Origin of the sequence: Allobosea sp. ASV33 (genome assembly GCF_016428755.1) — a bacterium.
Classification (GTDB): domain Bacteria; phylum Pseudomonadota; class Alphaproteobacteria; order Rhizobiales; family Beijerinckiaceae; genus Allobosea.
The window spans coordinates 1-16845 of record NZ_JAELTI010000110.1; the positions used below are offsets into that span (position 1 = coordinate 1).

At 67.1% G+C, this 16845-nt stretch carries 15 protein-coding genes and 1 pseudogene; 3 read left to right on the forward strand and 13 right to left on the reverse strand.

Features of this window, described 5'->3' with window-relative positions; translation table 11 throughout:
- Positions 1–231, reverse strand: a pseudogene (locus JHD80_RS23355) (hypothetical protein); the annotation flags it as partial.
- A 264-nt stretch (positions 232–495) separates the two neighbouring features.
- On the opposite strand from JHD80_RS23355, the gene JHD80_RS23360 reads away from it, so the two are divergent.
- Positions 496–1680, forward strand: a complete 1185-nt coding sequence (locus JHD80_RS23360; RefSeq protein WP_199092324.1) for a pyridoxal phosphate-dependent aminotransferase — start codon at positions 496–498, stop codon at positions 1678–1680.
- 2 nt (positions 1681–1682) lie between these two features.
- Positions 1683–2015: an NIPSNAP family protein gene (locus JHD80_RS23365; protein ID WP_199092325.1), complete on the forward strand. Its 333-nt coding sequence runs from the start codon at positions 1683–1685 to the stop codon at positions 2013–2015.
- Positions 2016–2025: 10 nt separating this feature from the next.
- On the opposite strand, the gene JHD80_RS23370 is transcribed toward JHD80_RS23365, so the two are convergent.
- On the reverse strand, positions 2026–2838 hold the full coding sequence (locus tag JHD80_RS23370) for a DUF3108 domain-containing protein (protein ID WP_199092327.1): 813 nt from the start codon (positions 2836–2838) through the stop codon (positions 2026–2028).
- Positions 2839–3126: 288 nt separating this feature from the next.
- Here JHD80_RS23370 and rpmB point away from each other — a divergent pair, with 288 nt between their 5' ends.
- A complete protein-coding gene (gene rpmB, locus JHD80_RS23375) occupies positions 3127–3414 on the forward strand; it encodes a 50S ribosomal protein L28 (protein WP_199092329.1) in 288 nt (95 codons plus the stop codon).
- A 176-nt stretch (positions 3415–3590) separates the two neighbouring features.
- Here rpmB and JHD80_RS23380 read toward each other — a convergent pair whose 3' ends face one another.
- The 11 genes from JHD80_RS23380 to JHD80_RS23430 form a co-directional block, all read right to left on the reverse strand.
- Positions 3591–4589: an esterase-like activity of phytase family protein gene (locus JHD80_RS23380; RefSeq protein ID WP_199092331.1), complete on the reverse strand. Its 999-nt coding sequence runs from the start codon at positions 4587–4589 to the stop codon at positions 3591–3593.
- Positions 4589–6481 (reverse strand): cobaltochelatase subunit CobT, encoded by a 1893-nt coding sequence (gene cobT / locus JHD80_RS23385; protein WP_199092334.1) that lies wholly within the window; start codon positions 6479–6481, stop codon positions 4589–4591. Before cobT ends, JHD80_RS23380 begins: the two co-directional genes overlap by 1 nt.
- The gene (locus tag JHD80_RS23390; protein WP_199092335.1) at positions 6478–6894 is read right to left on the reverse strand and encodes a GNAT family N-acetyltransferase; all 417 of its coding nucleotides are present in this window, start codon (positions 6892–6894) and stop codon (positions 6478–6480) included. Before JHD80_RS23390 ends, cobT begins: the two co-directional genes overlap by 4 nt.
- A gap of 8 nt (positions 6895–6902) precedes the next feature.
- Positions 6903–7253 carry a GFA family protein gene (locus JHD80_RS23395; RefSeq protein ID WP_199092337.1) on the reverse strand — a complete coding sequence of 117 codons (351 nt, stop codon included), beginning with the start codon at positions 7251–7253 and terminating at the stop codon, positions 6903–6905.
- A 16-nt stretch (positions 7254–7269) separates the two neighbouring features.
- The gene (gene cobS, locus JHD80_RS23400; RefSeq protein ID WP_199092339.1) at positions 7270–8253 is read right to left on the reverse strand and encodes a cobaltochelatase subunit CobS; all 984 of its coding nucleotides are present in this window, start codon (positions 8251–8253) and stop codon (positions 7270–7272) included.
- Between the two features lie 152 nt (positions 8254–8405).
- On the reverse strand, positions 8406–9566 hold the full coding sequence (locus JHD80_RS23405) for a glycosyltransferase family protein (protein WP_199092342.1): 1161 nt from the start codon (positions 9564–9566) through the stop codon (positions 8406–8408).
- Positions 9563–10813 (reverse strand): glycosyltransferase, encoded by a 1251-nt coding sequence (locus tag JHD80_RS23410; RefSeq protein ID WP_199092344.1) that lies wholly within the window; start codon positions 10811–10813, stop codon positions 9563–9565. The genes JHD80_RS23405 and JHD80_RS23410 overlap by 4 nt, the downstream gene beginning before the upstream one ends.
- Positions 10810–11472, reverse strand: coding sequence for a class I SAM-dependent methyltransferase (locus JHD80_RS23415; protein WP_199092346.1), 663 nt, complete (start codon positions 11470–11472; stop codon positions 10810–10812). Before JHD80_RS23415 ends, JHD80_RS23410 begins: the two co-directional genes overlap by 4 nt.
- A 75-nt stretch (positions 11473–11547) precedes the next feature.
- Positions 11548–13290 carry an adenylate/guanylate cyclase domain-containing protein gene (locus tag JHD80_RS23420; RefSeq protein WP_199092348.1) on the reverse strand — a complete coding sequence of 581 codons (1743 nt, stop codon included), beginning with the start codon at positions 13288–13290 and terminating at the stop codon, positions 11548–11550.
- Positions 13291–13357: 67 nt separating this feature from the next.
- On the reverse strand, positions 13358–13807 hold the full coding sequence (locus tag JHD80_RS23425) for a Crp/Fnr family transcriptional regulator (protein WP_199092350.1): 450 nt from the start codon (positions 13805–13807) through the stop codon (positions 13358–13360).
- On the reverse strand, positions 13804–16590 hold the full coding sequence (locus JHD80_RS23430) for an ABC transporter ATP-binding protein/permease (RefSeq protein ID WP_199092352.1): 2787 nt from the start codon (positions 16588–16590) through the stop codon (positions 13804–13806). Before JHD80_RS23430 ends, JHD80_RS23425 begins: the two co-directional genes overlap by 4 nt.
- Between the last annotated feature and the right edge of the window lie 255 nt (positions 16591–16845).

Here is a 16845-nt window from a genome sequence, read left to right on the forward strand (position 1 = left end):
GGCCAGCTCGATATGGTGGCGGTTGCAAGGCGCGATGTCGGAGCCGGTCTGCGCGATGCCGATGATCGGACGGCCCGACTGCAGCTCCTCGCGCGACAGGCCGAAATTCATCGTGCGCTCGATATAGAGCGCGGTCATATCGGCATTGTCGGGATTGTCGAACCACGCCTTCGAGCGCAATTGCTCGGGCTTGATGCGCCGAACGGACTTCTTGCCGGGTGCCTTGGCCATCCTCGTTTCCTCTCGTTCGGCGCGGCGCTGGCGGCCGCTTGCCGATCTCACATTCAAACGATTTGAGACTAGCCATCATGCCCATCGCCTGCGGCTCGGCAAGGCCCATTCTGACTGATAGTCATACTATTTAATCATGCTGTATGCAGCATGCAACAATCCTGCGATGTGCCCTCCGCGCTTGCCAGCCGCGCCGGTTTGGCGCCAAGAACGAGAAAGCCGGCGAAGCCGGGCCAGTGCCAGCGAAGCTCGAGGAAACGCGCCATGACCCTTCACGTCGTCCCCTCCTTCTCCCGCATCGGCGAGGAGAACGCCTTCGCCGTGCTGGCCCGCGCCACCGAATTGCAGCGCCAGGGCAAGGACATCATCAATCTCGGCATCGGCCAGCCGGATTTCTCGACGCCCGATCATATTGTCGAGGCCGCGGTGAAGGCGCTGCGCGACGGCCATCACGGCTATACCCCCGCCAACGGCATCCTCCCCTTGCGCGAAGCGGTCGCGGCCGACCTGCACAAGCGCTTCGCGGTCGAGGTCTCGCCCGAGAGCGTGATGATCGTACCCGGCGGCAAGGTCACCATGTTCATGGCGATCCTGATGTTCGGCGAACCCGGCGCCGAAATCCTCTATCCCGATCCCGGCTTCCCGATCTATCGCTCGATGATCGAGTATACCGGCGCGACGCCGATCCCGGTGCCGATCCGCGAAGAGAACGGCTTCGCCTTCTCGTCCGAGGAGACGCTGGCACTGATCACGCCCAAGACCCGGCTTCTGATCATCAACTCGCCGGCGAACCCGACGGGCGGCGTGACGCCCAAGGCCGAGATCGACAAGCTCGTAGCCGGCCTCGCAAAGTTTCCGGACGTCGCCATCATGTCCGACGAGATCTACGACCAGATGGTCTATGATGGCGAGAAGCATGTCTGCCTGCTGAGCTATCCGGAGATCCGTGACCGGCTGATCCTGCTCAACGGCTGGTCCAAGACCTATGCCATGACCGGCTGGCGCCTCGGCTACTCGGTCTGGCCGAAGCCCTTGCTCGACAATGCCCGCAAGCTCGCGGTGAACTCGCATTCCTGCGTCAACGCGCCCGCGCAATGGGCGGGCCTCGCCGCGCTCACCGGCCCGCAGGACGCGGTCCATATGATGCTGGCGGAGTTCGACCGGCGCCGGAAGGCGGTGGTGAAGGGCCTGAACGGCCTGCCCGGCGTCTCCTGCATCGAGCCCAGGGGCGCGTTCTACGCCTTCCCGAACGTCTCGCAGACCGGCTGGAAGGCGAAGAAGCTGGCCTCGGCCCTCCTGGAGGAAACCGGCGTCGCCACCATCGGCGGCCCCGATTTCGGCGTCCATGGCGAGGGCTATATCCGCCTCTCCTATGCCAACTCGCTCGAGAATATCGAGAAGGCGCTGGAGCGCATGAAGACCTTCCTCAGCACCGCGAAGGCTGCCTGATCATGATCACCTGCCATCTGCGTTACGTCGTCGACCCCTACCAGCTTCCGGCCTTCGAGGCCTATGGCAAGGCCTGGATCCGTCTGGTCGAGCGATTCGGCGGCAAGCATCACGGCTATTTCATGCCGTCCGAGGGGACGTCCAACGTCGCTCTCGCGATGTTCAGCTTTCCGTCCTTCGCGGCATACGAGACCTATCGCGAGGCTTCCTTCAAGGACGCCGAGTGTCTCGCCGTGGTCGCCGAGAACGAGAAGCACCGCTTCATCATCAGCTATGAGCGCTCGTTCTTCCGGCCGGTCTTCGAGGATGATCAGGGCGTCAAGCGCGCGCCCTGATCCCAGCCCCTCAGTTCCGCGCGGCGCTGGCGGTCACGCCGGGATCGACCTTGAAGCTGGAGGCCTCGATCACCGCCGTGCCGATCATGGTCTTCACGGAGATGCGCACCGGCACCATCACGTCGGTGCCGGCGACCGGCGCGAGCCAGGTCGTGATGTCGCGATTCTCCGCCATGAACTTGGTGCTCGGCCGCAGTGCCCTGTGGCCGGCGATCGGCACATAGCGCGCCTGGCAGATCGAGACCGGGCCGCTATAGCCTTCGAGCTTCACATTGCGGGTGCCGGCGCTCGACAGCTTGATGTCGTAGCGCGCCGCGCCGTCGAAGATCGGCAGCGTGCGGTTGCAGGCGGCATCCTTGCCCTTGCCGCTGACCGGCATCAGGAAGGCGCTGAGCGGGTCGACGATATTGCGCTTGTGGCTCTCGGTGAGCGGCACGCGATCGGGTTTCTCGTCGATCGGCGGCTCGATATCGATGCCGGCGACGCTGCCCTCGGCCAAAGCCATCCGGACGGTCCGGCTCTCGCTGGAATTGGCGGAGCTCACGGCAAAGGTCTTCGGCGCGAGCCGGCCGCCGATGAGCGCGCCCGTCGCCGCGCCCGAGCCGCGCCCGCCCGTGACGCCCCCGGCTATCCCTGTGAGCTTGGCTGTCATGTCGAGCTTGTAGCCGGAATTGTCGATGCCGCCGCTGAGGCTCGCCGTGCCCAGGGTGATTCCCAGGAGCGAAACGTCGTAGCGCGCGTCGAGCGAGGCCGCATGGGCCCCCGCGCCCAGACAGGCGGCGAGGGCGAGGCCTGCGAGGGACGATGCGACGGCGGACTTCATCCATTATCTCCGGAACGGCGCGATCCTGCGCTGAATACCCTCTGAATCGGCCCGAATCGTGACCGTCTTCCCCGCGCGGCGAAGCGACGGCCGGTTGAAGCATCGGGCTGCGATCTTTACACCCCGTTAACGCTGAAGGCCATGTGAACGGCTTGCCGGAGTTTTCCTTGACGCAAGCTCCGCCCTTGGCTATGGAACCCCGACTTCAAATTGACTTCCGGTGCTCGCCGGCACGTCGCGTGTCGGTTTTTTTATTTGAGCGCCCCCGGGAACGTAAGGAACGATATCATGGCCCGCCGTTGCGAACTGACCGGGAAAGCCACCCTCACCGGCCACCTCGTCAGCCACTCGAACCGCAAGACGAAGACGGTCTTCCGTCCGAACCTCGTGAACGTCACGCTGCAGTCGGACGCGCTCGGCCGTTCGGTGCGCCTGCGCGTTTCGGCCAACGCCCTGCGTTCGGTCGAGCATCGCGGCGGCCTCGACGCATTCCTGATCAAGGCTTCGGCCGGCGACCTCTCGACGGGCGCTCTTGCCCTGAAGCGCGACCTCGAGAAGAAGCTCGCCGCCAACTGAGCGGTTTGCACTCTCGGGTTTGAAGGAAGCGGCCGAAAGGCCGCTTTTTTCGTTTTGGGCATGCCAGCCGTCATTCTCGGGCGAAGCGAAACGCAGACCCGAGAATCTCCGGCAGGAAGAGGATCTTGTGCCCGCTTGTCGTGAGATGCTCGGGTCAAGCCCGAGCATGACGCTCGTTACGGAAGCAGCTCGAACTCCAGCAGCAGGGTGCGCTGGATGAACGAGAAATTGTCGTCCGAGATCAGGGTGAGGATCGTGCGCCCCTCCTCCAGATGGATCGACAGCCCCTCCATGTTGTCGATCTCGAAGCCGAGATCGGCCTCGATCAGCCGCGGTCCATCGACCAGCGCGCCCGGCCGGATGTCCCGCCCGGCGATTCGCCTCACCCGCATGCCGACGCCGCGCAACGGTTGATACCAGCGCTCCAGCACCAGCATGTCGCCGGACGGCAGGAACGCGAGATCGGTGATATCGTAGCCGTCATGCCGGGCGAGCTTGAACAGGCCGGGCTGCGGCCCGCCGAGAATGGCTCCGAGCGTCGGCTCGTCCGCTTTGCCCGAGCGCTCCGCGATCGCGACCAGCGCCCCCTTCAAAGGCCCCGCAGGCATGACGCCGAGCGCTTCCAGCCCGCGATTGCTCGGCAGGCGCTTGATCTCGGGCGGCACCGGCACGGGCCGCGCATGCGCCTCGACACCGTCACGCGCCCAGTCGAAGCGCACGATCTCATGCTTGCGCTCGATCCCGACGAAAGCCATGCCCTCGTGGATGCAGAGGCTTTCGGTGTCGAAGCGCCCCGAGCGGGCGAGCGGCCGGCCCGAGCTGCCGAGAATCGCGGCCATCTCGCCGCCTTCAAGACCGACGAGCTTGCCATTGGCGGAGGCGACTTTCGCCGTCAGCCAGTCGCCGCGATCGCTGACGGCGACGAGGTCCCGCCCGCCATTCAGGCGAGCGAGCCCCGAAAAGCCGCCGAAGCGCGGATGGCCGGACGAGAGCACGAGCCCGCTGCGGAATTGCAGCGCGCCGAAGCGGCGCTGCTCCGGCCGGCGCGGCTCGAAGGCAGCGAGCGGCCGCACCGAGATCCCGACAGGGAAGCGCGTCTGCTCGGCCGCCCGTGCGACACCCGGCAGCGCGAGCGCGCCGAGGCCTGCCAGCGCGGCGCGGCGCGTGAGGCGCATCAATGCCCGCGGCGCTTGGATCCGGAGCCGCCCGGACCGTCCTCTTCGAACAGCTCGGCGAGCTTCTCGGTCATCACCCCGCCCAGTTCCTCGGCGTCGACGATGGTGACGGCGCGGCGATAGTAGCGCGTCACGTCATGGCCGATACCGATGGCGATGAGCTCGACCGGCGAGCGCGTCTCGATCTCAGCGATGACATGGCGCAGATGCCGCTCGAGATAATTGCCGGCATTGACCGAGAGGGTGGAATCGTCGACCGGCGCGCCGTCCGAGATCACCATCAGGATCTTGCGCTGCTCGGAGCGGCCGAGCAGGCGCTTATGCGCCCAGTCGAGCGCCTCGCCGTCGATATTCTCCTTGAGCAGCCCCTCGCGCATCATCAGGCCGAGATTCTTGCGGGCGCGCCGCCAAGGCGCATCCGCCGCCTTGTAGATGATGTGGCGCAGATCGTTCAGGCGGCCGGGATTGGCCGGCTTGCCCGATTGCAGCCAGGCCTCACGCGACAGCCCGCCCTTCCAGGCACGCGTCGTGAAGCCGAGCAGCTCGACCTTGACGCCGCAGCGCTCCAGCGTCCGGGCGAGAATGTCGGCGCAGGTCGCCGCGACCGTGATCGGCCGGCCGCGCATCGAGCCGGAATTGTCGATCAGCAGGGTGACGACCGTATCGCGGAAATTCGTGTCCGATTCCTGCCGGAAGGAGAGCGGCTGGAACGGGTCGAGGATGATGCGCGGCAGGCGCGCCGGATCGAGCGCGCCCTCCTCCAGGTCGAACTCCCAGGTGCGGTTCTGCTGCGCCATCAGGCGCCGCTGCAGGCGGTTGGCGAGGCGCGCGACCACGCCCTGGAGATGGGCGAGCTGCTTGTCGAGATAGGCGCGCAGGCGCGTCAATTCCTCGGCGTCGCAGAGCTCCTCGGCCGTGACGACCTCGTCGAACTTCTGGGTATAGGCCTTGTAGTCGGTCTGGGGGCGCTCGTTGCCACGGCTCTCGCGCGGACGCGGCGCTTCGCCGGCCTCCTCGGATTCGGAGTTCTCGTCCTCCTCGTCCCAGTCGCCGGCCGGGGCATCGGTCGCCTCGGAGGCGCCTTCCTGCAGTTCCTCGGTCGCGTCCTCGCTAACCTCGACCTCGGAGCGGTCGGCGCCGCTCTCCTGCTCGGATTCGCCTTCCTGCTGCTGCTGGTCCTCGGAGGACTGGTCCTGGTTCTCCTCGTCCTCCTCGGACTCGTCGCCCTGCGCTGTCTGCTCGGCCATGTCGAGCGCCGCCAGCATGTCGCGCACCGTGCGGGCGAAGCCGCGCTGGTCCTCGATCGTCTTCGTCAGCCGGTCGAGATCGCCGCCGGCCTTGGCTTCGATCTGCTCGCGCCAGAGCTCGACGACCTTCTCGGCCGCCTTCGGCGGCTTCAGGCCGGTGAGGCGCTCGCGCACCATCAGGGCCAGCGCATCCTCCAGCGGCGCGTCGGCCCGGTCGGTGATCTCCTCGTAGCGGCCGCCGCGATGATAGCGGTCCTCCAGCATGGCGGTGATGTTGCCGGCCATGCCGGACATCCGCCGCGCGCCGATCGATTCGACGCGCGCCTGCTCGACCGCGTCGAACACGGCACGCGCCGCATCGCCCTCGGGCGCGGCGCGGCGGTGGACTGCGGCATCATGGCAGGCGAGCCGCAGCGCCATCGAATCGGCATGGCCGCGCAGGATCGCGACATCGCCGGGGCTGAGCTTGCGCGGCGGCTCGGGCAGACGCGCCCGCTCGCCCACCAGCGACGGCTTGTCGGCGGCGAAGACGATTTCCATCTCCGGCTTGCGCGCGATCGCCTTCATCGCGCCCGAGATCGCCCGCTTCAGCGGCTCGGCCGGGGCTTCCTTCGGCGTTCCTGGCTTGCGGTTCGAGATACTCATAGCGCCTTCGTGAAATGATGGAGCGTTTGACCGGCCACCGGATAGTTCTCCATCCGGCCGCACTCGCGATAACCGAGCCGGGGATAGAATCCCGGCGCCTGGATGCTCATCGTCGAGAGATAGACGCCACGCGCGCCATAATCCCTCGCCCGCTGCTCAGCCTCGGCCATGATGGCCGCGCCCTGTCCCGAGCCGCGCTGGCTTTCGTCGATCCAAAACAGATCGACATGCAGCCATTCCCATTTGAGTTCGCCGACCAGCCCGCCCAGGATCGTGCCATCCGCAGTGCGCAGGCTGATCGTTAACGGCGTGCCGTTGCGAGGACCGACGCGGAGCTGGTTATGGGCGCTCAGGCCGCGCAACACGGCGGCACGCGTCTCGTCCTGCTCGGGCTCGACCGTGATCGCGACCACAACCCCTCCTAGCGCGAACGCCCGTCATAGGCCGTCGGCGACAATTCGGTCGGCTCGACGCCAGCGAGGCAGAGCACGTTGACCGCGACCATCGGCGTGCCGTCGGGTCCATTCGCCTTGGCGAAGGATTCGACGCCGCAGGTCTCGCAGAACAGATGCTGGATCTTCTGCGTATTGAAGCGGTACTCGGTCAGCGCGTCCTCGCCCTTGGTCAGGGTAAACGCGCTGGCGGGCGAGAACGTGAGGATCGAGCCACGGCGCTGGCAATAGGAGCAGTTGCAGGTGAGCGTCTGCCCGAGATCGGCCTCGACCTCGTAGGCGACCCGCCCGCAGTGGCAGCTTCCCTGATACTGCGCCATGGCTCTCGTCCTCTCGTTAGCTCAGCACCACGTTCGCGGCGCTCTCCGGCAGTTCCTTGCCGAAAGAACGCTGGAAGAACTCGGCCACCAGCGTACGCTCCATCTCGTCGCACTTGTTCAGGAAGGTCACGCGGAAGGCGAAGCCGATATCGCCGAAGATCGCCGCGTTCTCGGCCCAGGTGATGACCGTACGCGGGCTCATCACGGTCGAGAGATCGCCGTTCATGAAGGCGTTGCGGGTGAGATCGGCGACGCGGACCATCTTGTTGATGACGTCCTTGCCATCCGGCGTACCCTGATAGTGCTTCGACTTCGCCAGAACGATAGCGACCTCGTTGTCATGCGGCAGGTAGTTCAGCGTGGTGACGATCGACCAGCGGTCCATCTGGCCCTGGTTGATCTGCTGCGTGCCGTGATAGAGGCCGGACGTGTCGCCGAGGCCGACCGTGTTGGCGGTGGCGAACAGGCGGAAGGCCGCATGCGGGCGGATGACGCGCTTCTGGTCGAGCAGCGTCAGCTTGCCGGACTGCTCGAGCACGCGCTGGATCACGAACATCACGTCCGGGCGGCCGGCATCGTATTCGTCGAAGACGAGCGCGATGTTGTTCTGCAGCGCCCAGGGCAGGATGCCGTCCTGGAATTCGGTGATCTGCTTGCCTTCCTTCAGCACGATCGCGTCCTTGCCGACGAGGTCGAGGCGCGAGACGTGGCTGTCGAGGTTGACGCGGACGCAGGGCCAGTTGAGGCGGGCGGCGACCTGCTCGATATGGGTCGACTTGCCGGTGCCGTGATAGCCCGAGATCATGACGCGTCGGTTATGCGCGAAGCCGGCCAGGATCGCGATCGTGGTGTCGCGGTCGAAGCGGTAATCCGGGTCGAGGTCCGGCACATGCGGATCGGCTGCGGAGAAGGCCGGCACCTCGAGATCCGAATCGATCCCGAAAGTCTGGCGCACCGACAGCTTCATGTCGGGCAGGCCGGGCGCAGTCGTCGTCGTCATCATCTTGTCTCCAGGCGCGGGGCCATGACCGGAATTCGCCGGTTAACCCAGAGCCGACCGAAGAGGGAGGCGGATCGTCCCTCATTAGAGCGAAAGACCGGAAGCGGCAATTCGCAAAGCTGCACCCCGGCCCTCGCAAGGGGCATGCCGGCTCACCGTCTGGAGCGGTCAGCGACCCCGGCGAGAAGCTCCCTGACGATCCCGACGGAGCGCGCCGCACCGTCCCGGTCGATGCGCATATCGGACGGTTCGGAGCCAATCGCTTGCCCCACGGCGTCCGCCAGCGCCACGGCATCCCCCACGAAATCGCCCGACAGGCGGGAGCATCGCGCCAGCCCCGCCCGCTCCATCGCCTCGGCCCGCACCGTCTGCTCGGTTTCGTTGCCGGCATCGAAGGGCACCACGATCGCCGGCCGCCGAGCCGCGACGAGATCGAGCACGGTGTTATAGCCGGCCTGGCTGACCGAGACCGCGCAGCCGGCCAGCAGCGCCGGAAAATCCGGCCGCGCCCGCTCGATCACGACCTTTTCGGGAGCGTCGGCCGCCAGCAGCGCCAGATCGGCCTCCGCCATGCCGCGCCCGGCAAGAAGCCGCCAGCGGCGCCCGGAGCGGTCGAGCCGCGCCGCCGCAACGGCACAGGCGAAGAGCGGCAGCGCAGCGGCCGAGCCGCCGCCGGAAACGATGACCTCGTCATTCTCCCGCATGGCGCCGGCCGACCGATCATCGGCGAGATAGCCGGTATAGCGCAGCTTCGCCGCCAGCCCCTGCCCCACCGGCCATGACCGGTTGAGCGGCAGGAAGCCGGCATCGCCATGGACCAGGACCGCATCGAACATCGCAGCGATCCGCTCCTCGGCTTCGGCAATCCGGTCGGGCCGCGGCGTCACGAGCACGTCCCGCACCGAGGAGAGAACCAGCGCCTCGGGCCGTGCCGCCTTCGCGGCGGCGATCAGCGCGAGGAACTCGCCGGCCAGTTGCCGGCGTCCGAAGGGGAAATGCTCGACGATCACAACATCCGGCCGCAACCGCGCCGCCAGTTCTTCCAGCATCGCGACCCGGGCAACCCTACGCTCCGGCTCGATCGGCTGGCCGGCCTCGTCGAGCAGCGTGCGGAAATCGGTGCCTTCCGTCTTGATCGGCGGCAATTGCACGAAGGCGAAAGGCTCAGCGTCCATCGCGCGCAGCGGCATGCCGCCGCTGGCCAGCGTCACGGCGAACCCGCCCTGCGCCAGTGCCCGCGCCAGATTCGCCGCCCGCACCAGATGGCCGCTGCCGAGCAGATGCGTCACCGCGATCAGGACGGAAGCACTCATGCGGCCGCGCCCGCCGAGCGCTTGAGCATCGCAGCGACGCGGTCGAGCCCGGCCTGGGCCGAGAAGGCTTCCGTCAGACGGGCGTGGGCGGCCTCGCCCAAGGCGGCACGGCGCTGCGGCGCCTTCGCCAACTCATCCAGCGCAGCAGCCAGTGCCGCGACGTCGCTCGGCGGCACCAGCAGGCCCTCGACACCGTCCCGCACGAATTCCGGTATCCCCGCGAAATCGGTCGCGACGATCGGCAGCCCCTGGCTTGCCGCCTCCATCACCACATTGGGCAGGCCGTCGCGGTCGCCGTCGCCCGCTTCCTTCGAGGGCAGCACGAACAGATCGGCAGCCCGCAAAGCGGCGATGACCTCGTCCTGCGCCTTCGGCCCGGCCCAGACGATCCGCTCGTCGAGCCCGAGCGCCTTGGCCTGTCCCTGCAATGCCCCGAGCTTCTCGCCGCCGCCGATATGGGTGAGGCGCCAGTTCAGCGTGCAGGGCAGCTTCGCCAGGGCGTCGAGCAGATCGTCGAACCCCTTCTTCGCCACGGCGCGCCCGATGGTGACGAAGCGCACCGGATCGGCCGCGTCCGAGCCATCCCGCGCCGAACGCGGCCCCGGCGCCGGAAAGCGCGCCAGATCGAGCCCGTGATAGAGCAGCCCGACCTTGTCCGGCCGGTCGGAAAGCCGTTCCAGCTCGCGATGCCCGTCGCGCGTGCAGGTCACGCCCCAGGCGGCGGAGGCGATCTTCTCGCGCTTCTCCCAGTCCTGCGTCGTCCAGATATCCTTGGCATGGGCCGAGAACGACCATGTCAGGCCGGCGAGCAAGGCGGCATAACGGATCACGGAGGCCGGCGTGTGCAGGTAGTGGACGTGCAGATGCCGGATATCCCGGGGCAACTCCCGCGCCATCACGCAAGCCTGCCCGAAGCGGCGCCAACGATTGCGCGTCCGGTCGCGGGCGAGATCGCGCAGGAAGACCGGCAGCAGACGCAGCAGGCCCGGCTTCAGCAGCGCGGCGAGCAGCCCGCGCGCCACGCGCGCCGGCTCGTCATGCAGATATTCCGGCAGGTAGCGCACCGGCGCCGTGATCTGGTTGTGCATCAGATGCTTGGCCGCATCGGTCGGATGGCGCAGAGACCAGATCTCGAAGGGGAGGCCGCGCTGCTGCAATCCCAGCAATTCCTGCGCGATGAAGGTCTCCGACAGGCGCGGATAGCCCTTCATCGCCACCGCCACGCGCGGCGTCTTGCTAGCCGTCATCGCCGCCCGATCAGCATGAAGCGCGTGTAGTTCTTGGTCGGCCGTGCGCCCTCGAACCAGACCTCGGACAGCCCCGCCTGCTCCCGGAAGGCGTCGAGCGAGGGCACGCAGCTCCGGTGGTCGGGCTCGCGGACATAATCGTTGGACTGAAGCACCAGCGGCAGGCCCTTCGGCAGGGTCGCAAGCCAGCCCGGCACGTCCGCGAGATGCTCGCAGCTCGTGTTGATGACCAAGCCCGGCGCCGGCGACTGCGCCGCGAAATCGACCGCCATCATGTCGGTCGTCACCGCCCGAAATCGCCCCGCAGCGACATGGCGATGGTTCAGGATCTCCGCGACCGGCGCACAGGTCGGGTCGATATCGAGGCTGACGACCGCAGGGATCGCGAGCCTCTCGTCGTCGAGCAGCAGCGCGCCGAGCACGCCGTACCAGGCGCCGAGCACCCAGACCGGCCCCTCCGGCTTCGGACAGGTCCCGGCCAAAGCCTCGACCAGCCATTGCTTCGAGGCGATCTGCTTGTGGTTGCAGGCGATCGAGAGGTCGGGCGGCGCGCCCTTGCCGTAGAGCCGCGCGATATCGGCGACGATGCGGTTGCCCGACAGCGCCGCCATGCCGCGCAGCAGGTCGTGAAAGGCCTCTTGGGGCGGTTCGGGCGTCATGGGTCGGTCGTCATCCGGAAAAGCCGGCGGACCATAGACATGCGCGCCCGCAAAAAACCAGCCGCCCGCGCAAGATCAGCTCTTTTCGTCGGCCTCGCCCCGCTCCTGGACCACCTCGGCCGCCGCGGTCGCCTCGCCGCCCGCCACCACGGGCACCGGCATGGCGACATCCTCGCGCTTGCGGCGGGCGATTTCCGGCGCGCTGGCGAAGCCATAGGCGGTCAACGGCTTCTCGCGCCCCTTGATCGCGATCTTCAGCGGCGTCGTCCCGGCATAGCTGCGCGCGCTCGCCCGGATGGTGTCTTCCGAAACCACGATATCGGCGAGCACCCGCCGCGTCGCCGATTCGAGTTGGCTTGCGACCATCACGGTCTCGCCGACCGTGATCTCGCGCCGGCCGAGATTGTCGTTCTCGACCGCGCCGGTGATGGCGTCGCCGGTATGGATGCCGATGCCGATCCTAAGCGGCAGGGGCAGTGCCGCGCCATATTCGCGGTTGAGCGCATCGACGGCCCGCACGATGTCGCCGGCGGCCGCGATCGCCGCCTGCGCTCCGCGGGCCGGCGCTCCCTCCAGGCCGAACACGGCCATGAAGCCATCGCCGTAGAAGGCGTCGATCCGCCCCTCATGTGCCGTGATCGCCTGGCCCATCTCGTCGAAGAAGCGGTTGAGCAGGCCGATCAGTTCACGCGGCAACTGCCGCGCGGAGAGGGCCGAGAAGGCCCGCAGATCGGCCACGACCACGGTCAGGCCGCGCTTGCCGGCGGCATCGTCGTGCTCGAACGGCCGCCCCGCCCCCGCATTGAGCCGCGAGGCCAGCAGGATCTGCACCTGCAGATCGTCGCGCGGCCTGATCTGGCAGGCGAGCCTGACACCCTCCGGCGCCGAGATCCGCCGCAGCAACTTGGCTTCGTTCGGGCCGGGTTTCGCCAGCTTGTCGTTGCCGTCCATCACCAGCACGCGACAGGTCGCGCAGCGCGCCCGCCCGCCGCAGAGCGCGGCATGGGGAATGTTGAAGCGCCGGAACATCTCCAGCACCGTCGGCCCCGGCGCCACCCGGCGCGTGCCGTGTCCGACGAAGCGCACCGTGATCTGGCGGGTGGTGCGGACCCGGATCTCGCGGATGCCGACGAAGAGCAGGAAGGAGGCGACGAGCCCGTAGAAGGCGCCCTTGCCCCACATCACGTCGCGGACGAACATCGCCGTCTGCGCATCGCTGACCAGCTCGGCCGGCATCGCCAGCCGCTCGGCCTCGCGTGCGCCGACCCAGAAGCCGATCAGGGCCAGGATCGGGATCAGGATCGCTGTCAGCAGGAAGGGATCGCGCCAATGGCGATAGCTGTCGCGGGCGCGCAGCATGAAGTGGATGCCGATGATGCCGTGCGTCCAGACCAGCAGCAGCAGCAGCGACTGTGTCGCCGCCAGACCGGGCCAGAGCCGGCGCAGCACGGAGCGATAGCTCTCGTCGACGCCGAAATAGATGCCCATGATCCGCGTGCTGATGATGTGGTCGACGAGCAGCAGCGGGATGGCGAGGCCGAGCGCGATCTGCAGCATCTCCCGCAGCGGCATCTTGAAGGTGCGCCGCTGCACCACCCGCAGCAGCGCGAAGACCGGATGCACGATCAGCGCGCCGTAGAGCGCGATCGTACCGGGCCAGGAATGCCAGATGCCGTAGCGCCAGTCCTGGACCTTCTCCATGGCATCGACGCCGAGAATGCCGACGGCGTGGTTGAGGAAATGCGTGGTCGCAAAGACGAGCAGGATCAGTCCCGAGACGAACCGGATATCCCGGCTCCAGGACGAGACCTGGTCCATGCCCGCGCTCATTCCGCTGCGGGTCGTGCCTGCGGCTAGCGGCCGGTTCATATGCTGGTGGACCTCGTCAAACGGTTTCGTGCTCGTGCAGCAATGCGGAGGCCAACCGGTGGACCCTGTCCGCCAGGTCCCGGCAGACCGCGAGGCTGAATTCCGGCACGGTCTGGAGCAGCTCGAAGAACAGGTCCTTCGGAATCCGCAGCGCCAGCACCCGCGACTTCGCGCTGATGGTCGTGCTGAACGGCTTGCCGCTGAGCAGGGAGACGTCGCCGGTGATGCTGCCGGCATCCTTGACGAAACGCCGCTCGTCCCCGTTCTCACCCAGATGCGCGATCTCGACCTCGCCCTCCATGATGACGTAGACGCCCTCCAGCTTCTCCTGCGGATGGATCAGGATGGCTCCCGGCTCGAACAGCAGCCGCTCGCCCATCAGCGCGACGAGCTTCAGCCGCGATGCCGGCATGTCCCGGAACAGCGGCAGGCTGCGCAGGCAGCCGATATCGTTTTCCAAACTCATGACCGCGCCTCCATTCGCCCAGTGTTTTCGCGCCCAGTGTTTTCGCGCTCAGTAATTTCGCGCCCCGTGTCGTCGCGCCCGGCATCCTCGAAGCGGGACACCCGGTCGTTGGCCGCCTGGGGCATGCCGCTCGCCTCGACTGTGGCGGTCGCTCCGTGGAACACCACCCGCAGCGGGATATCTCCCGCAAGATTAGCATCTCCGACCAGAAGAAACAGCGTCATGCCCGCGCAACACGCGTGCAGCCGGGTGACGATCGTCTCGGGATCATCCGAGATCGCGAGCAGGGCCGAGATATCGAGCACCGCGATCTGCGGCGCCTTGACCAGCGCCTGGACCAGCGGGATCGCCTGGCGCAGCCTGACCGGCAGGAAGCGCCCACGGATGCCGCTCTCGGTATCAAGGCCGAGCCGGTAGAGCGCGTCGCCGAGCCCGGACCGGGACAGCGCCTGGAGCACGATCTCGCCGACCTTGCGGACGGCATCGGGCACGCCGTAGCCGATGCGCCCGAACATGAGGTTGTCGCGCACGCTGGCGCCGACCATCACCTTGTCGGGATCATAGAAATCGACATCGTCGACCGCGTCGGCCGGCAGATGCTTGCGGAAGCTCTCCCGCGCCCGAAGGATGCGCCGCTCCAGGCGGGCATCGATCAGGTTCAGCCTGTGCTTGGGCTCGATATAGCCCAGCGCCAGCGCGACGAGGTCGCACTCCGTCTCCTGGTCGAGCGGATTGCGCATGTCGTGCTTGGCGAGAATATCCGCCAGTTCGTTCAGGCGCTCGAACTCGAAATGCGCGCCGAAGGAATAGCGCTCGAACAGCGCATGGCCCTGCGGCAGGCCGGCGAAGATTTCGACCACCGTCGCGACGATCCGCCCGCCCATCTCGGCCAGCGGCTCGATCAGCGATTCCGCCTTCAGGATGGAATGGGCGTAGGGCTCGAACAGCAGGGTCGCACTGTCGAAGCGCGAGGTGGTCCGCGTGCCGAAGATCAGGTTCTCGACGATCGGGGCGTTGCGGTTGTAGCGATCGAGCACGAAGGGTTCGATCAGGTCGCCCTGCTTGATCCGTGCGAGTTCTGCTGCGACCACGCGGCGCGCCGTGATGATGCGCTCGACCGCCTGCTCGCTGACCGGCGGGATCACCTTGCCGCCTAGGCCGAGCTCGTAGACCTCCTGCGTGCAGCCGAAGACATCGAGCAATTCATGGATGCGCTGGGCGAGTTCGGTCGCATCGGTCACGCCAACCCCCGCGTAATCGGTCCAGTCCGCCTCGAACGGGAAAGGCGAATTGCCCGAGCGGATCGCTTCCAGGAAGCGACGATGCTCCGGCGCCGAGACCGCGCCGCCATCCTTCAGGTCGGGGCGCCTGCGCCTGAGCGGCAGCAGGATATTGTCGCGCATCGACCCGGCGATGATCTCGGGCTCGTCGCCGGAATAGCCGATGATATGGCTCGCGCGCTCCACCGACATGCTCGCCAGCGGTTCGCCGTCGATCAGCACGCGGCCGGTATAGCTCGTCGCCTGGCGCCCGAGGATCCGGCCGAGCACGTCCTTGCCGCCGCCCTGCGGACCGACCACCGCGACCATGCCGGGCCGTTGCACGCTGAACGAGAGCGGCGTCAGCAGCGGCTGGCCGCGATTGTCCAGCATCTGCACGGATTCGAGCCTGATCTCGCCCTTCTCCGGCAAGGGCTTGACCCCGTTCTCCTCCTCCAGGACCAGCGTCTCGTCGCTGTTGAACTGCTGGATCACCTGATCGTACTTGATCGTCACGTCGTTGCGCTGCTGGTCCCAGTCGATCAGCTCCTTGATCGGCGGCGGCAGGTCGCGATAGGCGGCGATCACCGCGACGAGCTGGCCGATGTCGAGCCGCCCCTGCAGCGCGAAGAAGCCGCCGATCGCATAGAAGAAGAACGGCGTGATCTGGGCCAGCAGGTTGTTCAGGAACTTGACCGCGAATTTGCGCTTGTAGAGCGCGTAGCGGATGTCGAACAGCCGCCCGAGCCGCCCGGCGATGTCCGACTGGACATAGGCCGTGGCGCCATGCCCCTGGATCATCGGCCCGGCATCGACGATCTCGCCGATCCGGCCCGCGAGCTGGCGCGAGGCGATCTGGCGCTCGCGACCGAGCCTGAGCTGCTCGCGCCGCAGGATCGGGATGATGATCGCCTGCGCCAGCACGATCAGCAGCGCGATCGAGCCCAGCCAGAAGCTCTGTGCCATGATGAAGACGAGCGCCGTCAGCGCCTGGCTCAGTAGGAAGACGGGCTGGATGAAGGCATCGCCGACGAAGCCGCCGACAGGCTCGACCTCGTCCTTGATCATGCTGGCGATCTCGGCCGGCTTGACCGCGCGGATTTCCTCCGGCCGGAAGCGCATCAACTGGCTGAACAGGTCGTAGCGCATGCGCCTGAGCATCCGCTCGCCGAGGATGCCCTTGCGCACGTTGATGACGTATTTGAAGGCGCCGTTGATCAGGACTAGCACCAGGAAATAGAGGCTCAGCCCGATGAGCAGGCCGTATTGGCCGACCTGGAAGCCTTCCGAAATCTTGTAGCTGGCGCCACCGAGCCAGGACGGCATGTGCAGGGTGAAGTCCAACAGCGTGGCGGTGGTCTTGCCGTTCTTGAAGGCGCCGCCCTGGATCGCGTCGTTGACGATGCGCTTGGGCACGTCGAACGAGGCCCAGTTGAAGGGGATCGAGACAAGGATGATCAGCAGGACGATGATCTGCTCGGCCCGGCTCTTCTGCCAGATGTAACGGAAGAGATTGGACTCCAAGGGGCAACCCTGTACCGAAGCGCCCGCGACGCGAGCTCGAACGGGTCCGGCGGGCCCGAGGGGACCATATGTGGTGAGGTTGCAGCCGAGTGCAATGCGCGCCACGCTGCGGCCATGCCGCGGGCGCAGTTGGGAGGACCGGTGATTTTCGGGGGAGCCGTGAAGAGGGTCGTCGCTTCGGGAGCGCTCTTTTGCATGGCCGCCCTCGGCCTCGCCGGCGTGCACTTTGCGCCCGGGCGGGCAGAGACTGGCACC

What these genes read in the sequence shown, in the direction of transcription:
- JHD80_RS23360 (WP_199092324.1), top strand. Translation starts at nt 496, where the DNA reads ATGACCCTTCACGTCGTCCCCTCCTTCTCCCGCATCGGCGAGGAGAAC.
- JHD80_RS23365 (WP_199092325.1), top strand. Translation starts at nt 1,683, where the DNA reads ATGATCACCTGCCATCTGCGTTACGTCGTCGACCCCTACCAGCTTCCG.
- JHD80_RS23370 (WP_199092327.1), bottom strand. Translation starts at nt 2,838, where the DNA reads ATGAAGTCCGCCGTCGCATCGTCCCTCGCAGGCCTCGCCCTCGCCGCC.
- rpmB (WP_199092329.1), top strand. Translation starts at nt 3,127, where the DNA reads ATGGCCCGCCGTTGCGAACTGACCGGGAAAGCCACCCTCACCGGCCAC.
- JHD80_RS23380 (WP_199092331.1), bottom strand. Translation starts at nt 4,589, where the DNA reads ATGCGCCTCACGCGCCGCGCCGCGCTGGCAGGCCTCGGCGCGCTCGCG.
- cobT (WP_199092334.1), bottom strand. Translation starts at nt 6,481, where the DNA reads ATGAGTATCTCGAACCGCAAGCCAGGAACGCCGAAGGAAGCCCCGGCC.
- JHD80_RS23395 (WP_199092337.1), bottom strand. Translation starts at nt 7,253, where the DNA reads ATGGCGCAGTATCAGGGAAGCTGCCACTGCGGGCGGGTCGCCTACGAG.
- cobS (WP_199092339.1), bottom strand. Translation starts at nt 8,253, where the DNA reads ATGACGACGACGACTGCGCCCGGCCTGCCCGACATGAAGCTGTCGGTG.
- JHD80_RS23405 (WP_199092342.1), bottom strand. Translation starts at nt 9,566, where the DNA reads ATGAGTGCTTCCGTCCTGATCGCGGTGACGCATCTGCTCGGCAGCGGC.
- JHD80_RS23410 (WP_199092344.1), bottom strand. Translation starts at nt 10,813, where the DNA reads ATGACGGCTAGCAAGACGCCGCGCGTGGCGGTGGCGATGAAGGGCTAT.
- JHD80_RS23415 (WP_199092346.1), bottom strand. Translation starts at nt 11,472, where the DNA reads ATGACGCCCGAACCGCCCCAAGAGGCCTTTCACGACCTGCTGCGCGGC.
- JHD80_RS23420 (WP_199092348.1), bottom strand. Translation starts at nt 13,290, where the DNA reads ATGGACCAGGTCTCGTCCTGGAGCCGGGATATCCGGTTCGTCTCGGGA.
- JHD80_RS23425 (WP_199092350.1), bottom strand. Translation starts at nt 13,807, where the DNA reads ATGAGTTTGGAAAACGATATCGGCTGCCTGCGCAGCCTGCCGCTGTTC.